Origin of the sequence: Mucilaginibacter segetis (genome assembly GCF_016522075.1) — a bacterium.
Taxonomy (GTDB): domain Bacteria; phylum Bacteroidota; class Bacteroidia; order Sphingobacteriales; family Sphingobacteriaceae; genus Mucilaginibacter; species Mucilaginibacter segetis.
Genome location: NZ_JAEHFW010000001.1, coordinates 147,884 through 169,721, shown reverse-complemented (window position 1 = coordinate 169,721; position 21,838 = coordinate 147,884). Strand labels below are relative to the sequence as shown.

Here is a 21,838-nt window from a genome sequence, read left to right as displayed (position 1 = left end):
AAAATATCCTATTTATACATCAAATATTAACTTTGAATTTGCTGTGGTTATCTGCGCCACATGCTCCACAGTTGTTTGATGCAGTTCCGCAACCTTTTGTGCAACGTATGTTAAATAAGAGCTTTCATTCGGTTTACCCCGAAACGGAACGGGTGAAAGGTACGGAGAATCAGTCTCTAAAACTATATTCTTTAAATCAATTTGTGGTAAAATTTTATCCAAACCGGCATTTTTATAGGTCAATACTCCGCCAATTCCTAAATAAAATCCTAAATCTATAATCTTTTCGGCCTGTTCTAGTGTTCCGGTGAAACAATGAAATATTCCACGCAGTTTTTCGTCTTTTTCCTGCTGTAAAACTTCATAAACCTCGTTAAAGGCATCTCGGCAATGTATCACAATGGGTAAATTCAACTGTTTAGCTAAACTTATCTGCTTTTTAAAAGCAGCTACCTGTTCATCCAAAAAGGTTTTATCCCAATACAGGTCAATTCCTATTTCGCCTACGGCATATATCTTAAACAGATCAACACCGGCCATAATTGTATCCAGTTCCTGCTCCCACCCGGGCTTAACTGAGCAGGGGTGTAAACCAAGCATGGCATAACAATTGGCAGGATAAGCATTTACTAACTTATTAATAAATAAAACAGATGCTGCATCAACATTAGGCAAAAATAAGCGCGATACACCGCTATCTAAACAACGATCCATCAAAGCTATTTGCTTTTCATCTATAGTTTCATAATACAAATGGGTATGTGTGTCTGTTAATACCATGCTGTAAAAATAAGAAAGCCTTCTTTTAAGGAAGGCTTTCTTATTAATTTTTTTAGTTTTTAGTTTTTACAGGAGTCCGCTTTTTAGCAGGTGTTTTTGATTTTACTGCAGGTTTTACTATCGGCTTGGCTACCGCTTTTACTGCTGCCTTACCCGGCTTTATAACTTTTATAAGCTCGACATCAAAAACAAGAGTGCTATATGGAGCAATATCCTCACCTGCCCCACGTTCGCCATAGGCAAGATCTGAAGGGATGATAAATGTGGCCTTAGATCCGCCGTTCAATAAAAGCAGCCCCTCATCCCATCCTTTTATCACTTCCTGTTGACCTACCACAAATTTTATAGGCTCATAAGTTCGGCCCGGTTGCTCCAGTCCGGCTTGTTTAGCAACAGATTCTATACTGGAATCAAAAACTTTCCCCTCGGCCGTACGGCCGGTATAATTTACTTCCACCGTATCGCCCGCTACTGGTTTGGGGCCAGGCCCTTTTTTTATAACAGCATATTTTAAACCGGACGGTGTAGTTTGCACAACAAGTGAATGGCTTTTTATATATGCATCACCTAAAGCAGTTTGGGCCGCCTTATATTTTTCCGTTTCGGCATTTCGCTCGTTTATAGCCTCCTCTAATGTTTGTACCTTTTCAATCTTCAGTTTAAACAACAGATTACTGCCCTTTGATAAAAAAGACGGCATTGCATCTTCATGCCCTTTAAAAACCGAATCAACAGGCACTTTAACAACGGCGCTATCATTAGCGGTTAATTGTTGAAAAACATCCATCAGATCGCCAGGATTGCTCGAAGGGTGCACCTGTACCTTAACCGGCTGGCCAATCAAGTAAGTGCTAAAAAGCACAGAATCATTTTCGGTGGTTTGCGAAACATTAAAAGTTATTACATCATTCAACTTTATTTTTTCGCCACTGTTAGGGGATACAATTTTGCATAACGTTCCGTTAATGTTTTTTTGTACATCCTGGGCATTAACTGATGCGATGGCCGCACAACAGATCAATAAGATATAAATCGACTTTTTCATATAATAAAAAGCCTCCGGCATAATATACCGGAGGCTAATAAAGATTTATTAATTATTTTTTTGGATGAATAATATCCACCATTTCCACATCAAATACTACCGGTGAATACGGTGGTATTGAAGGTGCACCCTGTTCATCCCACGCCAAATTAGATGGTATGATAAATGTAGCTTTAGCGCCTTTGTTTAATAAAAGCAGACCTTCGTCCCAACCTTTTATTACTTTGCCCTCGCCAATTGGAATATGTATCGGCTCAAACGGCTGCCTCGGATCAATCTGCGCTTTTTCTTTAATAGCCACTTCCTTTATACTGCTTTGTATAAATTTACCGCTTAATAATTTGCAGGTATAATTTACAACGGCAGTATCGCCATTAGCAGCAGTTGGCCCTGTACCAGGTTTAGTAATCACATATTGCAAACCTGAAGGTGTAATAGTGGTCTTCAGCTTATTATCCTCAACATATTTCTTAAGCTTAGCAGGTTCAGCAGCTTTAATTTTATCGGCCTCAGCCTTAAGATAATCTGATATTTTTGCCTGAAAAACAGAATCGGTTAAATTACCTTTAGGGATAACCTTTTCTACCTTAACTTCATAAACAATGTATTTGCCTTTGATGCCCGGAGGACGAGGTACTCCTTTTTTCAATATAGAATCGATAGTTAATTTTACAGTTGCGCTGTCGCCCTCGCTTAGTTTTAAAAATGCGGCGGTGATATCACCTTTTCGCTGCTCTTTGGGCATTACGTTGGTTGATGGGGTACCTATTTCATAAGTACTTCCCAACACCGAATCGCCTTCGGTTTTCATGATCAGGTTAAGGCTCATAAAATCGCCCGGCTGAATGGTGGGTCCCGATTTATCTTCATGGATATTATATAACACCCCTCCGTCGAGCTGTTTAAATCCTCCTTTGCAACTCGCCAACCCTAAGGTCGCTATCGCAATAAACATTAAGTTCTTTCTCATTTTTTATTTACTGTATTAAAAGTTTTTTGTATTCGGGTAAAATTAATTTTAGTTTACTAACAACACCTTGCAGCGAATCTGTTGAAGCGCCGCCGGCGGCATTACGGTGCCCGCCGCCATTAAAGTATTTTTTACATATCTCATTTGCCGGAAACTCTCCTTTTGAACGTAAAGAAAGTTTAACCTTATCATTCCGTTCCACTATAAAGGCAGCTAAACGTATACTTGCTATTGATAGCGCATAGTTAACAATTCCTTCTGTATCTCCGGTATTAACGTCATATTTATCCAAATCGGCTTTTGTAACGGAAATAATAGCTGTATTAAACTCTGGTAACACTTCTAAACAGTTGCTTAGACAATGCCCTAAAAAGCGCAAACGATTTTCTGAAGCGCTGTTGTATACCAATTCATGTATACGCCAGTTTACAGCTCCTGCATCAATTAAATCAGCTACTATGCGGTGTACCTCTGATGTAGTATTTGGCAGCCTGAATGATGCCGAATCCGTCATAATACCCGTATACAGGCAGGTAGCAACATCCTTATTAATCAATTCAGGCTGTTTCAGTTCGTTTACTATAAAATCGTACACCAACTGGGCAGCTGCGCATGCATTTATATTCCAATGCCGGTAGTCATCAAAATCTTCAGGTTCCAGATGATGATCTATCATCACCTTGTAAGCTTCACTTTTGCCTACCAGCTCGCCTACTTCATTAATACGGCTAAGACTATTAAAATCAACACAAAATATTAGATCAGCAGCGGCGATCAATAATTCGCTTTGCTCAACGTTTTCTGTATAAATAATAACTTCTTCATTCCCGGGCATCCAGCTCAAAAATTCAGGATAATCAGTAGGTGTGATAACTTTTGCATGATGCCCTTGTTGTATTAAATAATTATACAATCCTAAGGACGAGCCCATAGCATCACCATCAGGTTTATGATGGGTAGTAATAATTATTTTTTGTGGCTGAGCTAAAAGTTCAGTAAGCGAAGCTAAATCCAACATCAATTTTTAAAAGAGTTGCAAAGCTAAATAAATTAATTAAATACAAACAGGTTATTTCACGGTAAACGCTTTAGGTTTCAGTTGTAAAAAACTATTTTTGCGGCAAATTGCAGCAATCAAAAAAACAACATATGAAAACCAACAGAACGTTTACCATGATAAAGCCCGATGCTGTAGCAAACGGGCATATTGGCGCCATTTTAGACCATATAACTAAAGCCGGATTTAAAATTATTGCGCTTAAATACACCTTATTAACTACAGATAAGGCCGGAGAATTTTACGAGGTACATAAAGAGAGACCTTTTTATCCCAACCTGGTTAAATTTATGTCATCAGGCCCAATAGTAGCGGCAATACTTGAAAAGGATAACGCCGTGGCTGATTTCCGTACCCTGATTGGTGCAACCGATCCTTCAAAAGCTGAAAAAGGCACCATTAGAAATTTGTTCGCTAAATCAATTGATGCCAACGCAGTACACGGTTCTGATTCTGATGAGAATGCCGAAATCGAAGGAAATTTCTTCTTCTCTGCATTCGAAAAATTTTAAAAATAATAGCGATATAAAAAGGAGCAGTTGACTATCAACCGCTCTTTTTTTATATTTTTTTTTGTTTAAAACTTTTTTGTTTATATATTTACGCTCAGGCCTTTATATATCACGAAATAGCTTACCAATGAAGTCACTTTTTAAATATGTACTCTACTCCATCATAATAGTGACGATAATTTTATCCTCGTTAAATATTTTCAGGTTACACCCCGAAGCACAGTTTGCATTTATTTTTCCGGGAATATTCCTTTTTGCCTTTTCAGAAATAATGGACGATACTTTTCGTCAGGGTAGCAGGGGCCGTATGCATTTCCTTAGAGGAAGATAATCTCCTCTATCAACACCATTTTTGCTTCTTCATTAATTTTATCTATAATCTGGCTGCGTATCATCATCAGCTCATTTTTTATAACTGACGATTCCACCCTTAGGAACAGTTTTTTATCGCGTATAAATAATTCCTTTGTTCGGTTAGCTACCGATTTACCTACTAATTGCGGCCATGTAGCAATAACTGCTGTTTCGTCAAATCTGCGTTTTATTTTGTAAACGTTCAGCATTTGCTCTATAGCATCCTTTATCGACTTATCGTTCGCTTTACGCATAAATATTTCCTTCGGATACGGTAAATAATTTTATTTGAATATTAATAGCATCAAAAATATTTTTTACCCGGCTAATACTGGTATCAGTTATAAAAACCTGCCCAAAGTCATTGTTCGATACCATTTGCATCAATTTAGTAACCCGGTCATCATCCAATTTATCAAAAATATCATCTAACAGCAGTAAGGGCTTAAACCCCTTAGTGTGCATTAAAAAAGTATATTGAGCCAGTTTTAAAGCTATAAGAAATGACTTTTGCTGCCCCTGCGAACCGAATTTTTTCATAGGCATCTGGTGTATGTTAAATTGCAGATCATCTTTATGTATACCGGCCGTGGTACGCTGCAAAGCCCGGTCTTTATCAATATTCCTTTTTAACAAAATATCAAGCGCGTCATGCAATAAATTTGACTCATATACTAATTCCACCTGTTCTGCATCGTTGCATAAAAATGTATACAGGCGGTTAAATATTTCGGTAAACTTCTGCATAAAAGCCCGCCTTTTATTAAATATACGCGTGCCCGAAATGCAAAGTTGCTCATCAATAACCGCCAGCAGATCGGCATCGTACCTTCCCGTATCAGCAATTTGCTTTAACAATGAATTACGGTTGGCCAAAAATTTATTATAAGTAATCAATTCATCCAGGTAGCTACCATCTGTTTGCGATATTACATTATCAACAAATTTACGTCGCTCTTCACTACCTTCAATAATAATACTGATATCATATGGCGATATCATAACCAGAGGCAACAAGCCAATATGATCGGCCAGGCGCTGGTAATCCTTTTTATTACGCTTGAATTGCTTTTTCTGATTTCGCTTTACTCCGCATGCTATCACCTCCTTCTTTCCCTGTTTGTCAAAAACTCCGTTTATCATAAAAAAATCGGCACCCTGCATTATCTGCTGACTATCAATCGGGTTGAAATAGCTTTTACACAGAGAAAGATAATGTATTGCATCCAGCAAATTGGTTTTACCAGCACCATTGTTGCCTACAAAGGCATTTACACCTTTACTAAGGCCTATTTCAGCCTCGGCATAATTTTTAAAATTGATAAAAGATATTTGCTGTAAATACATAAACGGAAATACAAATTTAACTTTTTTAGGCGGAATGAATGGTCAAATAACATATTCGCCAACAGGTAAAATAAAGGCTAAATATTTAATTTGTTAAAAGTTTTGAAAACCGTATTTTTGCAAACTTAATTTTAAATTACAAATGGCAGTAACCGAGGTAAAAACAAAAACTAAAGCAGAGAATAAAAGTTTTGAAAAGAGCGGTAGTTTTGTTCAGGAAAATCAAAAAAGCTTATTGTTCATAGCAGGCGCCATAGTTTTAATGGTAATAATTTATATTGCTTATTTAAAATTGTACCTGGCCCCGCGCGAAGTTACCGCTGCCAATCAGATGTATGTGGCACAAAATTTTTGGGAACAAAAAGACTGGGATAAGGCAATAAAAGGAGATGCCGGCTATCCGGGTTTCGAAAAGATAATAAGCGAATACAGTAATACCAAAGTAGCTAATCTGGCTTATTTTTATTTAGGCACGGCTTATTTAAATAAAGGTGAATACCGTAAAGCCATTGATAATTTAAATAATTATCGTGGCGATGATGCAATGGTTGCTGCGGAAGCTTTTGGTTGTGCCGGCGATGCGTATGTTGAACTGAAAGATTACGATAAAGCGGAAACTTATTTCAAAAAAGCAATAGATAAGGCTAATAACAAATTCCTTTCACCTTTATATTTAAAGAAATTAGGGCTGGTTTACGAGGCTAAAAACGACAATAAAGATGCCGCTGAAACCTATAAAAAAATAAAAACAGATTATCCGCAAAGCGCAGAAGCTCAAAATATTGAAGAATATATAGCTCGCAGCGAAGCGAAATCATAAATTTTTTTCCTGAAAAATATTTTTAATGCCTGCCTTTAAAGCAGGCATTTTTATTTAATACAATTTATATATTTACTCGTAATACTATGGCAACGCAATTAAAAAACTTATCTGATTTTTCATCCGCCACCGAAATACCATCAGCCGCTGGATATAGCTTTGGTATAGTGGTTGCTGAATGGAACGCCGAAATTACTAATGCCTTATATAAGGCCGCTTACAGCAGCTTAATAAAATACGGCGCTCATGCAGGTGATATTCATACTTATGTAGTACCCGGTAGTTTTGAACTCACAAGCGGTGCAGAGTTGTTGCTGAAAAATATGAAACTTGATGCAATTATATGCCTGGGATGTGTAATACAGGGAGAAACAAGACATTTTGATTTTATTTGTAATGCAGTGGCAAATGGTATTAGTAATGTTGCAATAAAACATTCAAAACCTGTTATATTTGGCGTGTTAACTACTGACAATCAGCAGCAGGCGATTGACAGAGCCGGCGGCAGGCATGGTAATAAAGGCGATGAAGCAGCTGTTACAGCAGTTAAAATGGTGAATTTGCTGAAACAATAAATTATTATTGAGCGTATAAATTGTATGTACTCACAACAAAAAATGAAAAAAGTATTTTATGCAGTTGTTTTGGCATTGGCGCTGGCAACGAGTATTTCATCATGCTCTAACAAGCTTTGCCCTGCTTACGGATCTTATCCGCGTAGCCGCTAACAATTTAATGTCATTTTTTTATGCTTAGCCTAAAACCTAATCTGGTTTTACAATGTATTTACTTTTAAGTACGGGCATACTCTTACCTTTGTTTTATGGAATGGAAACCGCTGGAAACAACTGCGCAGCTTGAAGCTATTAAAGAACAAAAAGGCTACAGTCTTATTTTTAAACACAGCACACGCTGCTCTATCAGCATGATGGCTAAAAGGCGATTTGAACTCGATTGGGAAAATCTTCCGGATGATATGCCGCTTTATTTTTTAGATCTTATAAAGCACCGGGAAATATCAAATATGGCAGCTACCATATTTGACGTTTATCATGAATCGCCCCAATTGCTGCTTATAAAGGACGGCGAATGCATACTTGACCAATCGCACGGTGGCATCTCTGTTGACGAAACCTTAAGCGTAATCGCTTAAAACATTATATAGTATATAAAAGTGCGCACAAGTAAAACACATGTGCGCACTTTTATTCAGCTTTTTACTACCAGCCAAAATCGACAGTTTTTTTAAGGTCGCTGTTAAGGCTTAGATGTACAGGGCAGGTTAACGCGGCGCGTTCTAATATTTTCTTTTCTTTATCTGTATAAGTTTTAGGGAAACGGAAGTTCACCACAATTTCGGCCACACGGCGGGGATCAGCAGCCATAATTTTAGTAACAGAACATTCGGTGTTATCCATATCAATGCCATGCGAATTAGCGGCAATTCCCATAATGGTTAACATGCAGCTTGCTAATGATGCTGACATCATATCCGTAGGCGAAAAAGCTTCACCTTTTCCATGATTATCAACCGGGGCATCGGTAATTATTTTAGTCCCAGATTGTACATGAGTAGCTTCGGTTCTTAATCCACCTAAATATTTTGTTTCTACAGTTGCCATAGTTATTAGTTTTTGAACAAAAATATGCTTAACATTTTAACATTGCAAAGTTTAACATTAGTAACAAGGCTTAGTTGGTCAACTAACTGTAAGCATTTTATGGGTTAACGCTTTTATAACATTTTTAACTAATTTTGTACCTATGATTGATTTGCCTGTAGTGCCTGCTAACCAGCCGCAACGCAAGCCGGATTGGCTTAGGGTTAGGCTTCCGGTGGGGAAAGAGTACGCTCACGTACGCGGATTAGTAGATACCCATAAATTACATACCATTTGTGAGAGCGGTAATTGTCCTAATATGGGCGAATGCTGGGGTGCCGGTACAGCTACTTTTATGATATTAGGTAATATTTGCACGCGCTCGTGCTCGTTTTGTGCGGTAGCAACAGGACGTCCGCTGGCGGTTGATATGGATGAGCCTAACCGGGTAGCTAATTCTGTAAAGCTAATGCAGGTAAAACATTGTGTAATTACATCTGTAGACCGTGACGACCTCAAAGATGGCGGCTCTATTATATGGGCGGAAACCATAAACGCTATTAGGAGAGAAAGTCCTCAAACTACCTTAGAAACCCTGTTGCCCGATTTTCGCGGAATTTGGGACAACCTTGACCGCGTGTTAGCCGTAAAACCGGAGGTGGTATCACATAACCTGGAAACCGTGCGCCGTTTAACCCGCGAGGTACGTATACAGGCCAAGTACGACCGTAGTTTGGAATGCCTGAAACGAATATCGCAGGCGGGCGTTCGCACAAAGTCAGGCATTATGCTGGGCCTGGGCGAAAAGGAAGAAGACGTGTTGCAAGCTATGGATGATCTACTGGAAGCAGGGGTGCATATTTTAACACTCGGGCAGTATTTACAGCCTACTCGGAATCATCATCCGGTTATCGACTGGATCCATCCTGATCAGTTTAGCGCCTATAAAGAATGGGGCTTAAATAAAGGTTTTAAATATGTTGAAAGCGGCCCGCTTGTACGTTCGTCTTACCATGCTGAGAAACACTTATTTGAAATGTAATTATTCCTTTCTATATTGACGGCAACTTGAGCAAGCAACGTAAAATATCATTAACAGAGGAAGAGCTCGTTCTTTCGCTTAGAAACCGGGAAAAGATAGCCGTTGAAGCATTATACGACATGTATTCTGCTTCATTGTTCGGCGTAATATCGCGTATTATCACTGATACCGCTATAGCCGAAGATGTACTGCAGGAAACCTTTGTAAAAATATGGCACTCTTTTTCGAGTTATAGCAGCGACAAAGGCCGCCTGTTTACCTGGATGGTAAACATTGCCCGTAACCTCGCTATTGATAAGGTACGGTCAAAAGACTTTAAGAATCAAAACAAAAACCAGGAGCTTGAAAATAACGTAACTTTCATTGACGAACAAAGAAATACAATTTACAAGCCTGAGCTGCTGGGAATCAGAGATTTGGTATCTACCCTGAAACCTGAGCAAAAATCAATACTTGATCTTGTGTATTTTAAAGGTTACACTCATGTGGAAGCGGCCGAAGAACTTGGCATACCGCTGGGTACCATTAAAACAAGATTAAGAATGGCCATCCAGCAACTCAGAAAACATTTTAATTAAGAAGTGGAAGACATTAAAGCATATATTGAATCAGGGATTTTGGAACTTTACGTTCTGGGCGACTTAAGTCCGGAAGAAAGGTTGCAAGTGGAGACAATGGCTTCTGAATATCCTGCCATTATGGCGGAGATCACTGAAATTGAAACTTCGATGGAATTTTATGCGGCCGAGCATGCAATTGAACCATCTGAGGCATTACGAAATAAGGTTTTAAACAGTTTACTGATCAACTTAGGGGATGATACAATATTTACAAAGCCCCGCAAACATACCGACGAGGAACAGTTTGAAGATGATGATCATAATGTTGCGCAACTGCATACAGGTAAATCAACTAATTTTTACAAATATGCTTTTGCCGCTTGCTTAGCCCTTTTAGTGGTAAGTACATTTGCACTGGTGAACCTGTATAACCAACTACAGGATTCAAATTCGCAGCTTACTGCCGTATTGCAACAAAAGCAACAGTTTGCTAACCGGGTTAATTTAATGGACCGCGAGCTGGATATGTACCGCGATCCATCCATTAAAGTGCTTAAACTGGAGGGTATGCCCAAAACACCTTCATCAGCAATGACTGTAGCATGGAACCCTGCAAACAAAAAAGTGATGGTGGATATGAAAAGCATGAAACTTCCGAAATACGACAAGCAACATCAGTATCAGCTTTGGGCATTAGTAGCAGGAAAACCTGTTGACTTAGGCGTATTTGATACGGCTAACCCGGGAGACGATACAGCTCTTATTAAAGAAATGAAACCAATAGCTTCAGCTGAGGCTTTTGCAGTAACGCTTGAACCAAGGGGTGGAAGTATAAATCCTACTATGGACGAAATGGTTGTTATAGGTAAATTATAACCTAAAAGTATACAACTCAAACTGGCTATAACCACTGCCGGTTTTTTTTATATCCAAAAAAACTAAAAAAAAACTTGTTTGTTGTAGTAACTAATATATTGGCCATGCGTCATATATATAGTTAGTTTGAAAGTATTTTGTTCTTTATAAGATCAGTTAATAGTTAAAAACGGATGTATGATACTTGCATCCGTTTTTTATGCACGTAACTTTGCGATAGTTACAGGTAGCTGGGTGGTAAGCGTACCGGGTAATACCACACTCATCCGGTTAGGCAGCGCTAACTCATCACCAGCTTTACCATGAATATAAACACCTAAAATACAAGCATCCTCTGGGGAATATTTTTGCGCTATCAAAGCCGTAATAATACCGGTTAAAACATCGCCCATCCCCCCGCTGGCCATAGCAGCATTACTGGTAGAATTAAAGTATAATTTTCCCTCCGGCGTAGCGGTTATAGTGTAATCGTTTTTAAGTACTATGTTTATTGATAATTCCATTGATTTTTCGCGGGCAGTTTGCAGGCGCTGCCACCAACTGGTGTGCTTACCGAACAAACGGTCAAACTCCTTCATATGAGGGGTAAGTACACTTCCTTTTGGTATCTTTTTTAGAAGCGGCTTATTTTCTGCCAGCATATTTAAAGCATCAGCATCAAAAACTATTGGTTGATGATAGTTTTTAATAACAGCCTTTAACAGTTTTAAGGCACTGTCATCTTTTCCTAAACCAGGGCCTATTCCTATTACATTATATTTATCCCATTCAATTTCGGGCAATACGTTTTTTTTACGTAAAACAGCCATCAGTTCGGGCATGTAACTATTTAGTGCAGTTAAACCACTTTGAGGTATGCAGGCGGTGGTTAATCCGGCTCCTGCCTGGGCACATGCGGATGAGCATAACAATGCGGCACCCATTGTTTCGTCTTTCCCGGCTACCATCAATGCATGCCCGTAAGTTCCTTTATTGCTAAACCGATGGCGCGGCTTTAGCATAATCCTGATATCCTTCTGCTCAATATAATAATAAGGCGTATCTGCCGAATTAATAAAATCCTCGTTCAAACCTATTTTAACAACTTCACAACATTTTATGTACGGGCCCGACTCCGGCAGCAAAAAATTAATCTTCGGTTGCTGAAATGTTATTACCAGGTCAGCCTTTAATATCGTAGCGTCGGTGGGTATTTCGCCCTCAGAAAAAAACCCCGTTGGCACATCAACCGCTACTATCGTTTTATCCAATGCATTTAAATATTCTACCAATTTTTTATATTGGCCCGCAAGTGGCTTATTTAAGCCGCTGCCTAACATGGCATCAATTAGTAATTCGCTTTCTTCCGGCAACAATCGGCCTGCTTGCGTTATTTCCGTAATTACAATCCCGGTGGCTTTTAAGCGGTGTAAATTCACATTAAAATCATCGCTCGCCTTATCCGAGAAACGGGTTATTTTAACATGCAGTTGATGGTAACCATGCTCATATAATAACCTGCTTATAGCCAACCCATCGCCGCCGTTGTTACCCGTACCGCAGTAAACGGAAATAGTTTGATTTTTATCCTGAAAATGATTGATGAACCAGCCCACAAATGCCTTACAGGCGCGTTCCATCAGATCAATGGATGCTATGGGTTCATGTGCTATAGTATATGCGTCTGCTTCGCGAATTTGCCCGGATACGAGTAATGGTAACATATAATCCTAATATAGGATTTATGCGTTTTGTTTTATTAAAAACCGATGCGCTAATTATTAACCGATAATTTACTGATCAAATAATCAATTACTGTTTGATCCGACGCTTCCAAACATTGCTTCGCACTTATCAAATATAACGTCATCATTAATCTCGACATTATTATACAAATACCCCTTTAGCTGAGCATTGATCCGGGGTTTATTTCATTTCCTTTTTCAAGAACTTACCCGTAAAGCTATCCTTTACTTTACATAAACCTTCGGGAGTACCGCTGAATAATATTTTTCCACCGCCTGAACCTCCCTCGGGGCCAAGGTCAATTACATGGTCAACAACCTTTATTACATCCAGGTTATGCTCAATAACCAACACTGTGTTACCTTTATCAACCAGCTGGTTTAACACACCAAGCAATACGTTTATATCCTCAAAGTGCAAACCTGTGGTAGGCTCATCTAATATATAAAAGGTATTACCTGTATCTTTTTTTGAAAGCTCGGTAGCCAGTTTAACCCGCTGTGCCTCCCCGCCGGAAAGCGTGGTGGATGACTGCCCTAAAGTAATATAACCCAAACCTACATCAAATAATGTTTTAACTTTTCGGTAGATAGAGGGAATATGTTCGAAAAATGGTGTAGCATCTTCAATGCTCATATCCAGCACATCGCTGATAGACTTGCCACGATACCGAACTTCCAGCGTTTCGCGGTTATAACGCCTGCCGCCACATTCCTCACAAGGCACCTGTACATCCGGTAAAAAATTCATTTCTATCACTTTCATGCCGGCACCCTGGCAGGTTTCGCACCTGCCGCCTTTTACGTTGAATGAGAAACGGCCGGGTTTATACCCTCTTATCCGTGCTTCCGGCAGGGCTACAAAAAGGTTACGTATATCCGAGAAAACACCGGTATAAGTTGCCGGATTTGATCGTGGGGTACGACCTATCGGCGTTTGGTCAATCTCGATTACTTTATCAATATTATCCAACCCTTCTACTTTATCATAAGGCAAGGGTTGTTTTTTAGCGCGGAAAAAGTGATGATTAAGTATAGGATATAACGTTTCGGTGATCAGGCTGGATTTACCGCTTCCGGATACCCCTGTTATTCCTATCAACTTACCCAAAGGCAAATCAACCGATACTTTTTTAAGGTTATGTCCGGTAGCTTTTTTTAAAGATAAAACCTTGCCATTCCCTACCCGTCGAGTTTCAGGTATGGCAATTTCGCGCTCACCATTCATATACGATGTAGTGAGCGTATGTTTTTTCATCAATTCCCTGGGCGTTCCCTGGGCAACCACCTGCCCGCCATGCACACCGGCGGCGGGGCCCATATCAATCACATAGTCGGCCTCCAATATCATATCTTTATCATGCTCAACAACTAAAACCGTATTCCCCAGATCACGCAGATTTTTAAGCGCATGTATCAAACGCTCGTTATCACGCTGATGCAAACCTATGCTCGGTTCATCCAGAATATACATTACGTTCATTAACTGTGAACCGATCTGGGTAGCCAGCCTTATACGTTGCGCTTCGCCCCCGGAAAGTGTTTTAGCCGTACGGTCAAGTGTAAGGTAACTTAAGCCTACATCCAGCAAAAAGCCAATACGTGCCCTTATCTCTTTTAGTATCTCTTTAGCAATTACATTTTGCCGCTCAGTCAATCGTTCTTCCACATCAGTGAACCATTGGCTAAGGGTGGTAATATCCATACAGGCCAGTTCGAAAATATTCTTATGATCTATCTTAAAGTGAAGTGATTCCTTTTTTAAACGGGCGCCATCACACACAGGGCAGGTTTTCAGCACACGGTAATTTTCCATGTCGTCCATACCTTCATCATTACGTCGCCCCTGCTGTTCCTCCAGCATACGGATGATACCGTCAAATGATATCTGATAGCTTTGTACGTTCCACTTATTATATTCAACCGCTACGGTTATCATTTCAGATGAACCGTTCAGAATAATATCCAGCTGATCTCGGTTTAATTTTTCTATTGGGGTTGATAGCGAGAACTCATATTTTTTTCCCAATGCCTTTAATACCTGAAATATCCAGGTTTCGCGGTATTCACCTACAGGGGCAAGCCCGCCATTAATTATGCTTAATTTAGGATTAGGTATTACTGATGCCTCGTCGATCTCAAAAATATAACCCAGACCATTACATTTTTCGCAAGCACCATAAGGCGAGTTGAATGAGAAGGTATTCGGCTGTGGTTCATCATAAGAAATACCTGATACGGGATCCATCAGGTATTTACTAAAATAAGCTACGTTATTGTCCTTATCTGCAATACGGATAATGCCCTTGGCTATTTTGAGTGCCGCCTGTACCGAAGTATATAAACGCTTACTATCGTTCTGGCTCACTACCAACCGGTCAACTACGATATCAATATCATGTATTTTGTACCTATCAAGCTGCATTTTGGGCTCCACATCAGCAATAGCACCATCAACATAAACTTTTAGATAGCCCTGCTTGCGTATCTGTTCAAACAATTCTCGATAATGCCCCTTACGGGCTTTAACTACAGGAGCAAGGATATTAACCGGTTGGCCTTCAAATTTTTCGGTGATGGTGCGCAATATCTGCTCTTCTGACATGCGTTCCATCTTCTCTCCTGTGGTATAGGAGTAAGCATCTCCTGCACGTGCAAAAAGCAGCCGCATAAAATCATATATTTCGGTAATGGTACCTACTGTTGAGCGTGGATTTTTACTGGTAGTTTTTTGCTCAATGGCAATTACCGGACTAAGCCCCGAAACCTTATCCACATCGGGCCTTTCCATACCGCCCATAAATTGCCGCGAGTAGGCCGAAAATGTTTCCATGTAACGCCGCTGCCCTTCAGCATAAATGGTATCAAACGCTAATGAAGATTTGCCGCTGCCACTTAAACCGGTTATAACCACCAGCTTGTTACGCGGAAAAGAAACATCAATGTTTTTTAAATTATGTACTCGGGCGCCATAAACTTCAACTTCACTTTGCTCACCCAGATCAAGCGGTTTTTCATTCATATGTTTTTCAGGAAACAGGTAAGATACTGTATGGTTTGCACCCTACATTAATACTAAAAATTTTCGCAAATATACGTAAAAAACACAGCGTTTCATAAGGTTAGCAATCACCGGCTTACCTGTTTAATGTAAAATTTAAGGTGTGCGACTAAGCAAATTCAACAATCAGCCCAATAAAAAAGACCACCCATTGGGGTGGCCTTTTAAAAGTGCTCCGTAATATAATATTACCTAATTATTAAAGGCCAGTAAAGGCCATTCAGGTGTTTTGTGTAAATAACTATAGTAATTTTTATAGCCATATTTTTTAGGATGCTTAATGATCGCCTTCATGGCGATGAGCTTATAGATATAAGACCCGGTTTCATGATTAAGTGTCATCCTGAAATAATTATCTTCATTTTGCTTGTTAATTGCACGTTCCAGTTTTACCGATCCGTTATTATAAGCAGCAGCGGCCAAAGTCCAGCTGTTAAATTCGTTATAAAGATCTTTAATATACTTGCAGGCGGCTATAGTTGATTTACGCAGGTTTAAACGTTCATCTACACCATGTCCCACCTTTAAGCCATAACTGCGGGCGGTACCCGGCATAAACTGCCATGCACCTCTTGCACCTTTTGGTGAAGTACCTTCGCGCAGACCCGATTCTACAAGCGGCACATATTTAAAATCTTCCGGAATGCCATACTCTTTTAAGATAGGCTCAATTACCGGGAACATTTTATCTGCTTTTATATGCAGAATGTTAGTTTGCAGGTTCTTATACCTGTGCTTTTTAAGCGATTTTTTTAATTTAGTATCAACTTTCGCAATGTCTGTTGGTACAGCCTCATTGGCAAAATTAAAGTCCGGATGGTTCTCTACAACCGGCTCAACGAGCGGTTGTGTATTAACAAGTTCAGGTGCTACATAACGTACCTGCTTTGCCGGATTTGCGGCCGTGGTACTAAAGATGTTTAGCCTGGAAATGATAACCAGCACAAATATTACGGAGCACGTAATTAAGTGTTTTTTACCCATTTCTTTTTTTATCATTAATTAAACATTTGGTAGAATGCGGCTGCAAAGGTAGCTATATAAATCACATTATCAAACACTTATCAATAACATAGTGTTTTGAATACACTAAAAACGGCTCAAAATCCGCGTTTAAACAGTTTAAACACAGATTTTGAACCATTGAAAAAAATTGCAATTTCCGTTGAAAAATGCTACTTTTGCAGGCTCACGCTGCGAAAGCGCAAAACAAAAAATTATGGTATTTAAAAAACCAACCGGTGGTCGCGACGACAAACCAAAAAGATCATCAGCCCGTTCTAAAGACGGCGATGATAAACCAAAAAGATCCTATTCTGCATCTGCAGGCAAGCCTTACGCCTCGCGCGATTCGGGCCTTAAAAAGAATTACTCTACAGACAGGAGATCAACATCAAACAACTCCAAACCATTTTCTGAAAATAAAGATACCATTAGTGACAGACCCCGTAGAAATGCGGACAGTTCATCATTTGGAGATAAAAGGAGCTTTGCCCCTAAAGGTAAACCTTATACAGGCCGTGGTACCAATGACGATAAACCTAAAAGAAATTTTGGCGAATCAGCTTTTGGTGAAAAAAAGCCATTCCCGGCAAAAAGCAAACCTTATTCCGGCAGAAACAGCGATATCGATAAACCTAAAAGAAGCTTTAGTGGCGAACGCTCCGGAGAACGTAAGTTTGGGAACAAGGATGCAAAGTTTGGTGTAACTACTGGCAAAAAAGATTTTAAAAGTACTACATCTGCACCCAGAAAGCATGATGACAGTTACCGCCCGGCTATGGATACGCCTGTCAAAACTATGCGAAGCCGTAAAAAGCCCGTCGAAAAAGATAACGGACTTATCCGTCTTAACCGCTATATAGCCAATGCTGGGATATGCTCACGCCGAAAGGCCGATGAGCTGATCATTGCTGGTGTAATTTCTGTTAACGGCGAAGTGGTGGCTGAATTGGGTTATAAAATTGATCCGGTAAAGGATGTTGTCCGTTACAACGGTGAGGCGCTGAAACGCGAAAAAATGGTTTACGTTCTGTTAAACAAACCAAAAGATTATATTACTACTACTGACGACCCGCAGGAACGCCGTACAGTAATGCACTTGGTTGAAAAGGCCAGCCGCGAACGCATATATCCGGTAGGGCGCTTAGACAGAAATACTACCGGATTATTGTTAATGACCAATGATGGTGATTTGGCCGATAAATTGTCGCACCCGCGTAATAACGTGGTGAAATTATATATGGTTGAATTGAATAAAAACCTTACCCAGGGCGATCTTAATAAAATAGGCTTTGGTTTGGAGCTTGAAGACGGCTTTGTTAAACCGGATACGGTTAGCTATGTAGCCGGGGGTAGTAAAAAGGAAATAGGCATACAAATACATAGTGGTAAAAACAGGATTGTGCGCCGAATTTTTGAACACCTTGGATATGAAGTAGTAAAGCTTGACCGCTCCGTGTATGCCAACCTTACCAAAAAGGACTTGCCACGCGGGCGCTGGCGCTATCTGGACGAAAAGGAAGTGATACAATTAAAACATTTAATTTAACAATAACGGCCCGAAATTCGGGCCTTTTTTTTGCCGATTTTATTAACTTGCATTATAAACCCAAATTAATAAATGAAAAATATATTATTAATAATTTCCATGTTGTTTCCGGTGCTGCTATTTGCACAAAAAAATAAGGATACTCCCAAAACCCTCGACCTTATAATAGGCACTTATACATCGGGCAGCAGTAAGGGCATATCAGTTTATCGCTTTTATACCGAAAGTGGTCGTGTGGCTTATTTAAGTCAGATAACCGGAGTAGATAACCCCTCGTACCTTTGCGTATCAGACAACAATAAATTTGTATATGCGGTTAATGAGGAAACCAAGGGAGGAGTAAGCTCTTTTTCGTTCGATCCAAAATCGGGGAAGCTTGGCTTTATCAATAAACAATCTTCATTAGGGGCCGACCCGTGCTACATTTCGGTTGATAAAGATCAGAAAAATCTCTTTGTGGCTAACTATTCCAGCGGAAATATCGCGGTCTTTCCTCTGAATAAAGACGGATCTATAGCACCTGGCATACAAACCATACACGATGATGGTCATGGTCCGAATAAAGACCGGCAGGAAAAGGCACATGTACATACTGCGGTATTATCCCCTGATGAAAAATATGTGCTGTACACAGATCTGGGTACTGATAAATTAAACATTACCCGCTATAAATCCTCCCAATCTAATCCGATAAGGCCGGTTGATCCCCCTTTTGTTAAAGTTACCCCGGGTAACGGACCTCGTCATATCGCATTCTCGCCAGACGAGAAACATTTATATCTGATACAGGAAATGGGCAGCGCAATCACCTTATTTGATTATAAAAAGGGCCACGTTACCGCAAAACAAACCGTGTCTTTATTACCTGAAGGTTTTAAAGGAGAGACGGGAGCAGCTGATATTCATATATCGCCTGACGGGAAATTCCTTTACGCATCAAACCGGGGAGATGCAAATGAAATAATAGTGTATGCTATTAACCAGGACACCGGTGAACTTACTTATGTTGACCGTACATCAAGTAAGGGCAAAGGCCCGCGTAATTTTGTTATTGACCCTACCGGTAGTTTCCTATTGGTAGCTAATCAAAACAGCAATACAGTTTATGTTTTCCGAATTGATAAAAATAGCGGTAAATTAACGCCAACTTCCAACCGGATAGATATAGGTAACCCGGTTTGTTTAAAATTTGCCCCGGCAGAGTAATCTGGAACGATAGTTATTTAAATAAAAAAGGTTCGGAAAAAATTATCTCTCCGAACCTTTTTATTTTATTTTGATCTGCTTACCAGCCTATAGTTATGCCGAAGGAAAAGTTCTTAAGTCCTTTTTGTGCAGGGCTGTTTTCAAACACATCGTTAAAGTAGTATTTGGCAAATAAACCTGCCGCGCCATATCCAATACGTGTAAACACACCGTAACGTAATTTAGTGTAATGATAATCATCATTGAATTTTTGCTTGCCATTCTCATCACTTATTTGTTTTACACGGCCGTTAAGCAAGATACCAATGTCAGGGCCTGCAATAAAATGGAAGCGGTTTCCCCTTGCATCATCATGACTGCGAAAATCAAATGATAGCGGTATGCGCAGATAACTTGATGAGAAACGATTTTTGCTGTAATCGATATCATCTTCCTGATAGGTTAATACCGGCTGGTTACGTAAAATAGTGATGTTATCACGCAAACGGATGTGTGTCCAATCAAACCCGCCGGATATGTAAATTTTAAACGCGCTGTTAAAACGGTAACCAAACTGTATCACATCAAAGCCTACGTTGCTGGTTTTCCATTGGCGGTAGCTTAAAAAATCATTATTAGGCGACAGGGTAAAACTGCCATTATCAATTAAAGTGGCCAAACCCAGGTCAAACCTGGAGAAGGTTAAACCAAATGAAAAACCGGGGGCCTTTGATGCATGATAATAAGTAGTATCATTTTCATTTTCTTCGCTGTTGATGGATATCTGCGCGGCATCATTCCCGAAACCTAACTTGAATTTCTTTTTCTTTACTTTAACTACGGTAGTATCTGTTGTAGTTTTAACAGTATCGCTCACCTGAGCAAAAACGCCGGCTGTAAAAAAACATATTAAGGCGGTAAAAACTAATCGTTTCATTTTATATGGTATTTTATTGTGTATTGGGTTTAATTAATCTTCTTTTTTAACTTTTATAATGCCCAGGTTAATTCCGGTAACCATGGATCCATCGTCATCACTATCGCTAAACTCTATCAGCTTATCTTTACGTTTATCCACTTTGCTGACCACTACATTTATCAGGTCGCCAAGGCTATGTATCCCTCGTCTTTTTTGTGGAGCGGCAATTTCATTATTTTTTGGTGATAATTGTGCTACCAATACTTCAGGAGCTGTTTTAAACTTTATATCTTCATTAACTTCCTGTTTAACTATAAGTGGTATGCTTGCATCAGGTACTACTGGTTTTAAAATAGTTGCCGGCTTTTCTGTTACTTGCGCTATCTCCTGTTCAGCAGGTTGTTCGTCCACAATTGCTGCGGGTTTTTCAATTTCCACCTTTGCAGATATTACACTTTTAACCTTAACAGGTTGGGAGGCTATCTTACGCACTGAATCGCTAATACGCTCACGCTTTGGCTCATCAATAGTTTGTGCCACCATTTCATCCTTATTTATCGTCTTAGGCTCATCATCAACCTTAACCAATTGCCCGTTTTTAGGCGGTTTATTGCCTGCTGTGTCTTTTATTTTCGGTATAAAATAAACACCCGCCGCTAATAAAATAAGCAGACTGGCTGCAATGCTTAAATAAGATAATATTTTCCTGTTACCTCTTCCACGATTAAGTTCAGCATTAATAGCGTTCCACACCTTTGGTGAAGGCTCTGCTTCAAAACCATTAAGGCTCGAGCTGAATAGGTGGTCTAATTCTTTATCCTGCATACTCATATCTTTTTTTTTCCATCTGTAATACCTGTTCCTTTAAAATTGCCCTGGCTCTTGATAGTTGCGATTTTGACGCCCCCTCTGTTATTCCGGCAATTTCGGCTATCTCTTTATGCGAGTACCCATCAATAGCATACAAGTTAAATACCATGCGGTAACCCGGCGACAGGCCTTTTATCAACAGCAGCAGATCTTTTGCTTCTAAACTTGACGCTGCAACCGCATTTACCGAGGGTTCCTGCCCTGCATCTTCCATATCAACCAGTTGCATCATTTTATGATGCTTCCGGTAATATTCTATAGAACTGTGAACCATTATCCGCCTCACCCAACCCTCAAAAGAACCCTCACCCCGGTAATCCTCTATTTTTTGAAAGACCTTTATAAAACCGTTCTGCAGCATATCCTCCGCTTCCATCCTGTCTGTGGCGTAACGCAGGCACACACCCATCATTTTACCTGCAAGCAATTTGTACAGCATTTCCTGAGCTTTACGCTGCCCTGCTTTGCAGCGTGTTACCAAGTCGTCAATAGTCGGTTTAGGTTCCAAAAACATCATTTAAAAGTAAGATGATAACCGTGTTAAAATGGTTGCATGTTATATAA

General features: G+C 39.7%; 23 protein-coding genes. 10 read left to right on the top strand and 13 right to left on the bottom strand.

Going from position 1 to position 21,838, the window contains the following annotated elements; all coding sequences use genetic code 11:
- Positions 1 to 12: 12 nt before the first annotated feature.
- The 4 genes from I5M19_RS00840 to I5M19_RS00825 are packed head-to-tail and all read right to left on the bottom strand — an operon-like array spanning position 13 to position 3,813.
- Positions 13 to 780 carry a TatD family hydrolase gene (locus I5M19_RS00840; protein ID WP_200063083.1) on the bottom strand — a complete coding sequence of 256 codons (768 nt, stop codon included), beginning with the start codon at positions 778 to 780 and terminating at the stop codon, positions 13 to 15.
- A 52-nt stretch (positions 781 to 832) separates the two neighbouring features.
- Entirely contained in the window at positions 833 to 1,825 is a 993-nt protein-coding gene (locus I5M19_RS00835; protein WP_200063081.1) for an FKBP-type peptidyl-prolyl cis-trans isomerase, read from the bottom strand.
- 52 nt (positions 1,826 to 1,877) lie between these two features.
- On the bottom strand, positions 1,878 to 2,795 hold the full coding sequence (locus I5M19_RS00830; RefSeq protein WP_200063079.1) for an FKBP-type peptidyl-prolyl cis-trans isomerase: 918 nt from the start codon (positions 2,793 to 2,795) through the stop codon (positions 1,878 to 1,880).
- Positions 2,796 to 2,802: 7 nt separating this feature from the next.
- A complete protein-coding gene (locus I5M19_RS00825; protein ID WP_200066060.1) occupies positions 2,803 to 3,813 on the bottom strand; it encodes a DHH family phosphoesterase in 1,011 nt (336 codons plus the stop codon).
- Between the two features lie 131 nt (positions 3,814 to 3,944).
- Between I5M19_RS00825 and I5M19_RS00820 the strand changes: the two genes are divergently transcribed.
- Positions 3,945 to 4,364 (top strand): nucleoside-diphosphate kinase, encoded by a 420-nt coding sequence (locus I5M19_RS00820; protein ID WP_200063077.1) that lies wholly within the window; start codon positions 3,945 to 3,947, stop codon positions 4,362 to 4,364.
- Between the two features lie 127 nt (positions 4,365 to 4,491).
- Complete coding sequence (locus tag I5M19_RS00815) at positions 4,492 to 4,695, top strand: hypothetical protein (protein ID WP_200063075.1); 204 nt, start codon at positions 4,492 to 4,494, stop codon at positions 4,693 to 4,695.
- Here I5M19_RS00815 and I5M19_RS00810 read toward each other — a convergent pair.
- Positions 4,682 to 4,972 (bottom strand): DUF721 domain-containing protein, encoded by a 291-nt coding sequence (locus tag I5M19_RS00810; protein ID WP_200063073.1) that lies wholly within the window; start codon positions 4,970 to 4,972, stop codon positions 4,682 to 4,684. The genes I5M19_RS00815 and I5M19_RS00810 overlap by 14 nt on opposite strands.
- The gene (gene recF / locus I5M19_RS00805; protein ID WP_200063071.1) at positions 4,965 to 6,065 is read right to left on the bottom strand and encodes a DNA replication/repair protein RecF; all 1,101 of its coding nucleotides are present in this window, start codon (positions 6,063 to 6,065) and stop codon (positions 4,965 to 4,967) included. The genes I5M19_RS00810 and recF overlap by 8 nt, the downstream gene beginning before the upstream one ends.
- Before the next feature lie 142 nt (positions 6,066 to 6,207).
- Between recF and I5M19_RS00800 the strand changes: the two genes are divergently transcribed.
- The 3 genes from I5M19_RS00800 to ytxJ all read left to right on the top strand — a co-directional run bounded on the left by I5M19_RS00800 (position 6,208) and on the right by ytxJ (position 8,038).
- Positions 6,208 to 6,885: a tetratricopeptide repeat protein gene (locus I5M19_RS00800; protein WP_200063069.1), complete on the top strand. Its 678-nt coding sequence runs from the start codon at positions 6,208 to 6,210 to the stop codon at positions 6,883 to 6,885.
- Between the two features lie 86 nt (positions 6,886 to 6,971).
- Positions 6,972 to 7,460, top strand: a complete 489-nt coding sequence (ribH, locus tag I5M19_RS00795) for a 6,7-dimethyl-8-ribityllumazine synthase (RefSeq protein WP_200063067.1) — start codon at positions 6,972 to 6,974, stop codon at positions 7,458 to 7,460.
- Between the two features lie 248 nt (positions 7,461 to 7,708).
- Positions 7,709 to 8,038 (top strand): bacillithiol system redox-active protein YtxJ, encoded by a 330-nt coding sequence (gene ytxJ / locus I5M19_RS00790; protein ID WP_200063065.1) that lies wholly within the window; start codon positions 7,709 to 7,711, stop codon positions 8,036 to 8,038.
- Between the two features lie 67 nt (positions 8,039 to 8,105).
- Here the strand turns inward: ytxJ and I5M19_RS00785 are convergent, their stop codons facing one another.
- Positions 8,106 to 8,507 carry an OsmC family protein gene (locus I5M19_RS00785; protein ID WP_200063063.1) on the bottom strand — a complete coding sequence of 134 codons (402 nt, stop codon included), beginning with the start codon at positions 8,505 to 8,507 and terminating at the stop codon, positions 8,106 to 8,108.
- A gap of 142 nt (positions 8,508 to 8,649) precedes the next feature.
- Here I5M19_RS00785 and lipA point away from each other — a divergent pair, with 142 nt between their 5' ends.
- Genes lipA through I5M19_RS00770 form a run of 3 tightly spaced genes read left to right on the top strand, consistent with a single transcriptional unit; the run spans position 8,650 to position 10,964 of the window.
- Positions 8,650 to 9,528, top strand: coding sequence for a lipoyl synthase (gene lipA, locus I5M19_RS00780; protein ID WP_200063061.1), 879 nt, complete (start codon positions 8,650 to 8,652; stop codon positions 9,526 to 9,528).
- Between the two features lie 26 nt (positions 9,529 to 9,554).
- Positions 9,555 to 10,106 carry an RNA polymerase sigma factor gene (locus tag I5M19_RS00775; RefSeq protein ID WP_200063059.1) on the top strand — a complete coding sequence of 184 codons (552 nt, stop codon included), beginning with the start codon at positions 9,555 to 9,557 and terminating at the stop codon, positions 10,104 to 10,106.
- A gap of 3 nt (positions 10,107 to 10,109) precedes the next feature.
- Entirely contained in the window at positions 10,110 to 10,964 is an 855-nt protein-coding gene (locus tag I5M19_RS00770; RefSeq protein WP_200063057.1) for an anti-sigma factor, read from the top strand.
- Between the two features lie 197 nt (positions 10,965 to 11,161).
- On the opposite strand, the gene I5M19_RS00765 is transcribed toward I5M19_RS00770, so the two are convergent.
- From I5M19_RS00765 to I5M19_RS00755, 3 genes are all read right to left on the bottom strand, one after another.
- On the bottom strand, positions 11,162 to 12,667 hold the full coding sequence (locus tag I5M19_RS00765) for an NAD(P)H-hydrate dehydratase (RefSeq protein ID WP_200063055.1): 1,506 nt from the start codon (positions 12,665 to 12,667) through the stop codon (positions 11,162 to 11,164).
- Between the two features lie 202 nt (positions 12,668 to 12,869).
- Entirely contained in the window at positions 12,870 to 15,710 is a 2,841-nt protein-coding gene (uvrA, locus tag I5M19_RS00760) for an excinuclease ABC subunit UvrA (protein WP_200063053.1), read from the bottom strand.
- Positions 15,711 to 15,941: 231 nt separating this feature from the next.
- Positions 15,942 to 16,748: a lytic transglycosylase domain-containing protein gene (locus I5M19_RS00755; protein WP_235985733.1), complete on the bottom strand. Its 807-nt coding sequence runs from the start codon at positions 16,746 to 16,748 to the stop codon at positions 15,942 to 15,944.
- A gap of 220 nt (positions 16,749 to 16,968) precedes the next feature.
- On the opposite strand from I5M19_RS00755, the gene I5M19_RS00750 reads away from it, so the two are divergent.
- Together I5M19_RS00750 and I5M19_RS00745 are read left to right on the top strand one after the other, a co-directional pair.
- Complete coding sequence (locus I5M19_RS00750; protein WP_200063052.1) at positions 16,969 to 18,300, top strand: pseudouridine synthase; 1,332 nt, start codon at positions 16,969 to 16,971, stop codon at positions 18,298 to 18,300.
- 72 nt (positions 18,301 to 18,372) lie between these two features.
- On the top strand, positions 18,373 to 19,506 hold the full coding sequence (locus I5M19_RS00745) for a lactonase family protein (protein ID WP_235985732.1): 1,134 nt from the start codon (positions 18,373 to 18,375) through the stop codon (positions 19,504 to 19,506).
- Between the two features lie 79 nt (positions 19,507 to 19,585).
- Here I5M19_RS00745 and I5M19_RS00740 read toward each other — a convergent pair whose 3' ends face one another.
- Genes I5M19_RS00740 through I5M19_RS00730 form a run of 3 tightly spaced genes read right to left on the bottom strand, consistent with a single transcriptional unit; the run spans position 19,586 to position 21,791 of the window.
- Positions 19,586 to 20,422: an outer membrane beta-barrel protein gene (locus tag I5M19_RS00740; RefSeq protein WP_200063050.1), complete on the bottom strand. Its 837-nt coding sequence runs from the start codon at positions 20,420 to 20,422 to the stop codon at positions 19,586 to 19,588.
- A gap of 33 nt (positions 20,423 to 20,455) precedes the next feature.
- On the bottom strand, positions 20,456 to 21,235 hold the full coding sequence (locus I5M19_RS00735; RefSeq protein ID WP_200063048.1) for a hypothetical protein: 780 nt from the start codon (positions 21,233 to 21,235) through the stop codon (positions 20,456 to 20,458).
- The gene (locus I5M19_RS00730; protein ID WP_317193202.1) at positions 21,219 to 21,791 is read right to left on the bottom strand and encodes an RNA polymerase sigma factor; all 573 of its coding nucleotides are present in this window, start codon (positions 21,789 to 21,791) and stop codon (positions 21,219 to 21,221) included. The genes I5M19_RS00735 and I5M19_RS00730 overlap by 17 nt, the downstream gene beginning before the upstream one ends.
- Between the last annotated feature and the right edge of the window lie 47 nt (positions 21,792 to 21,838).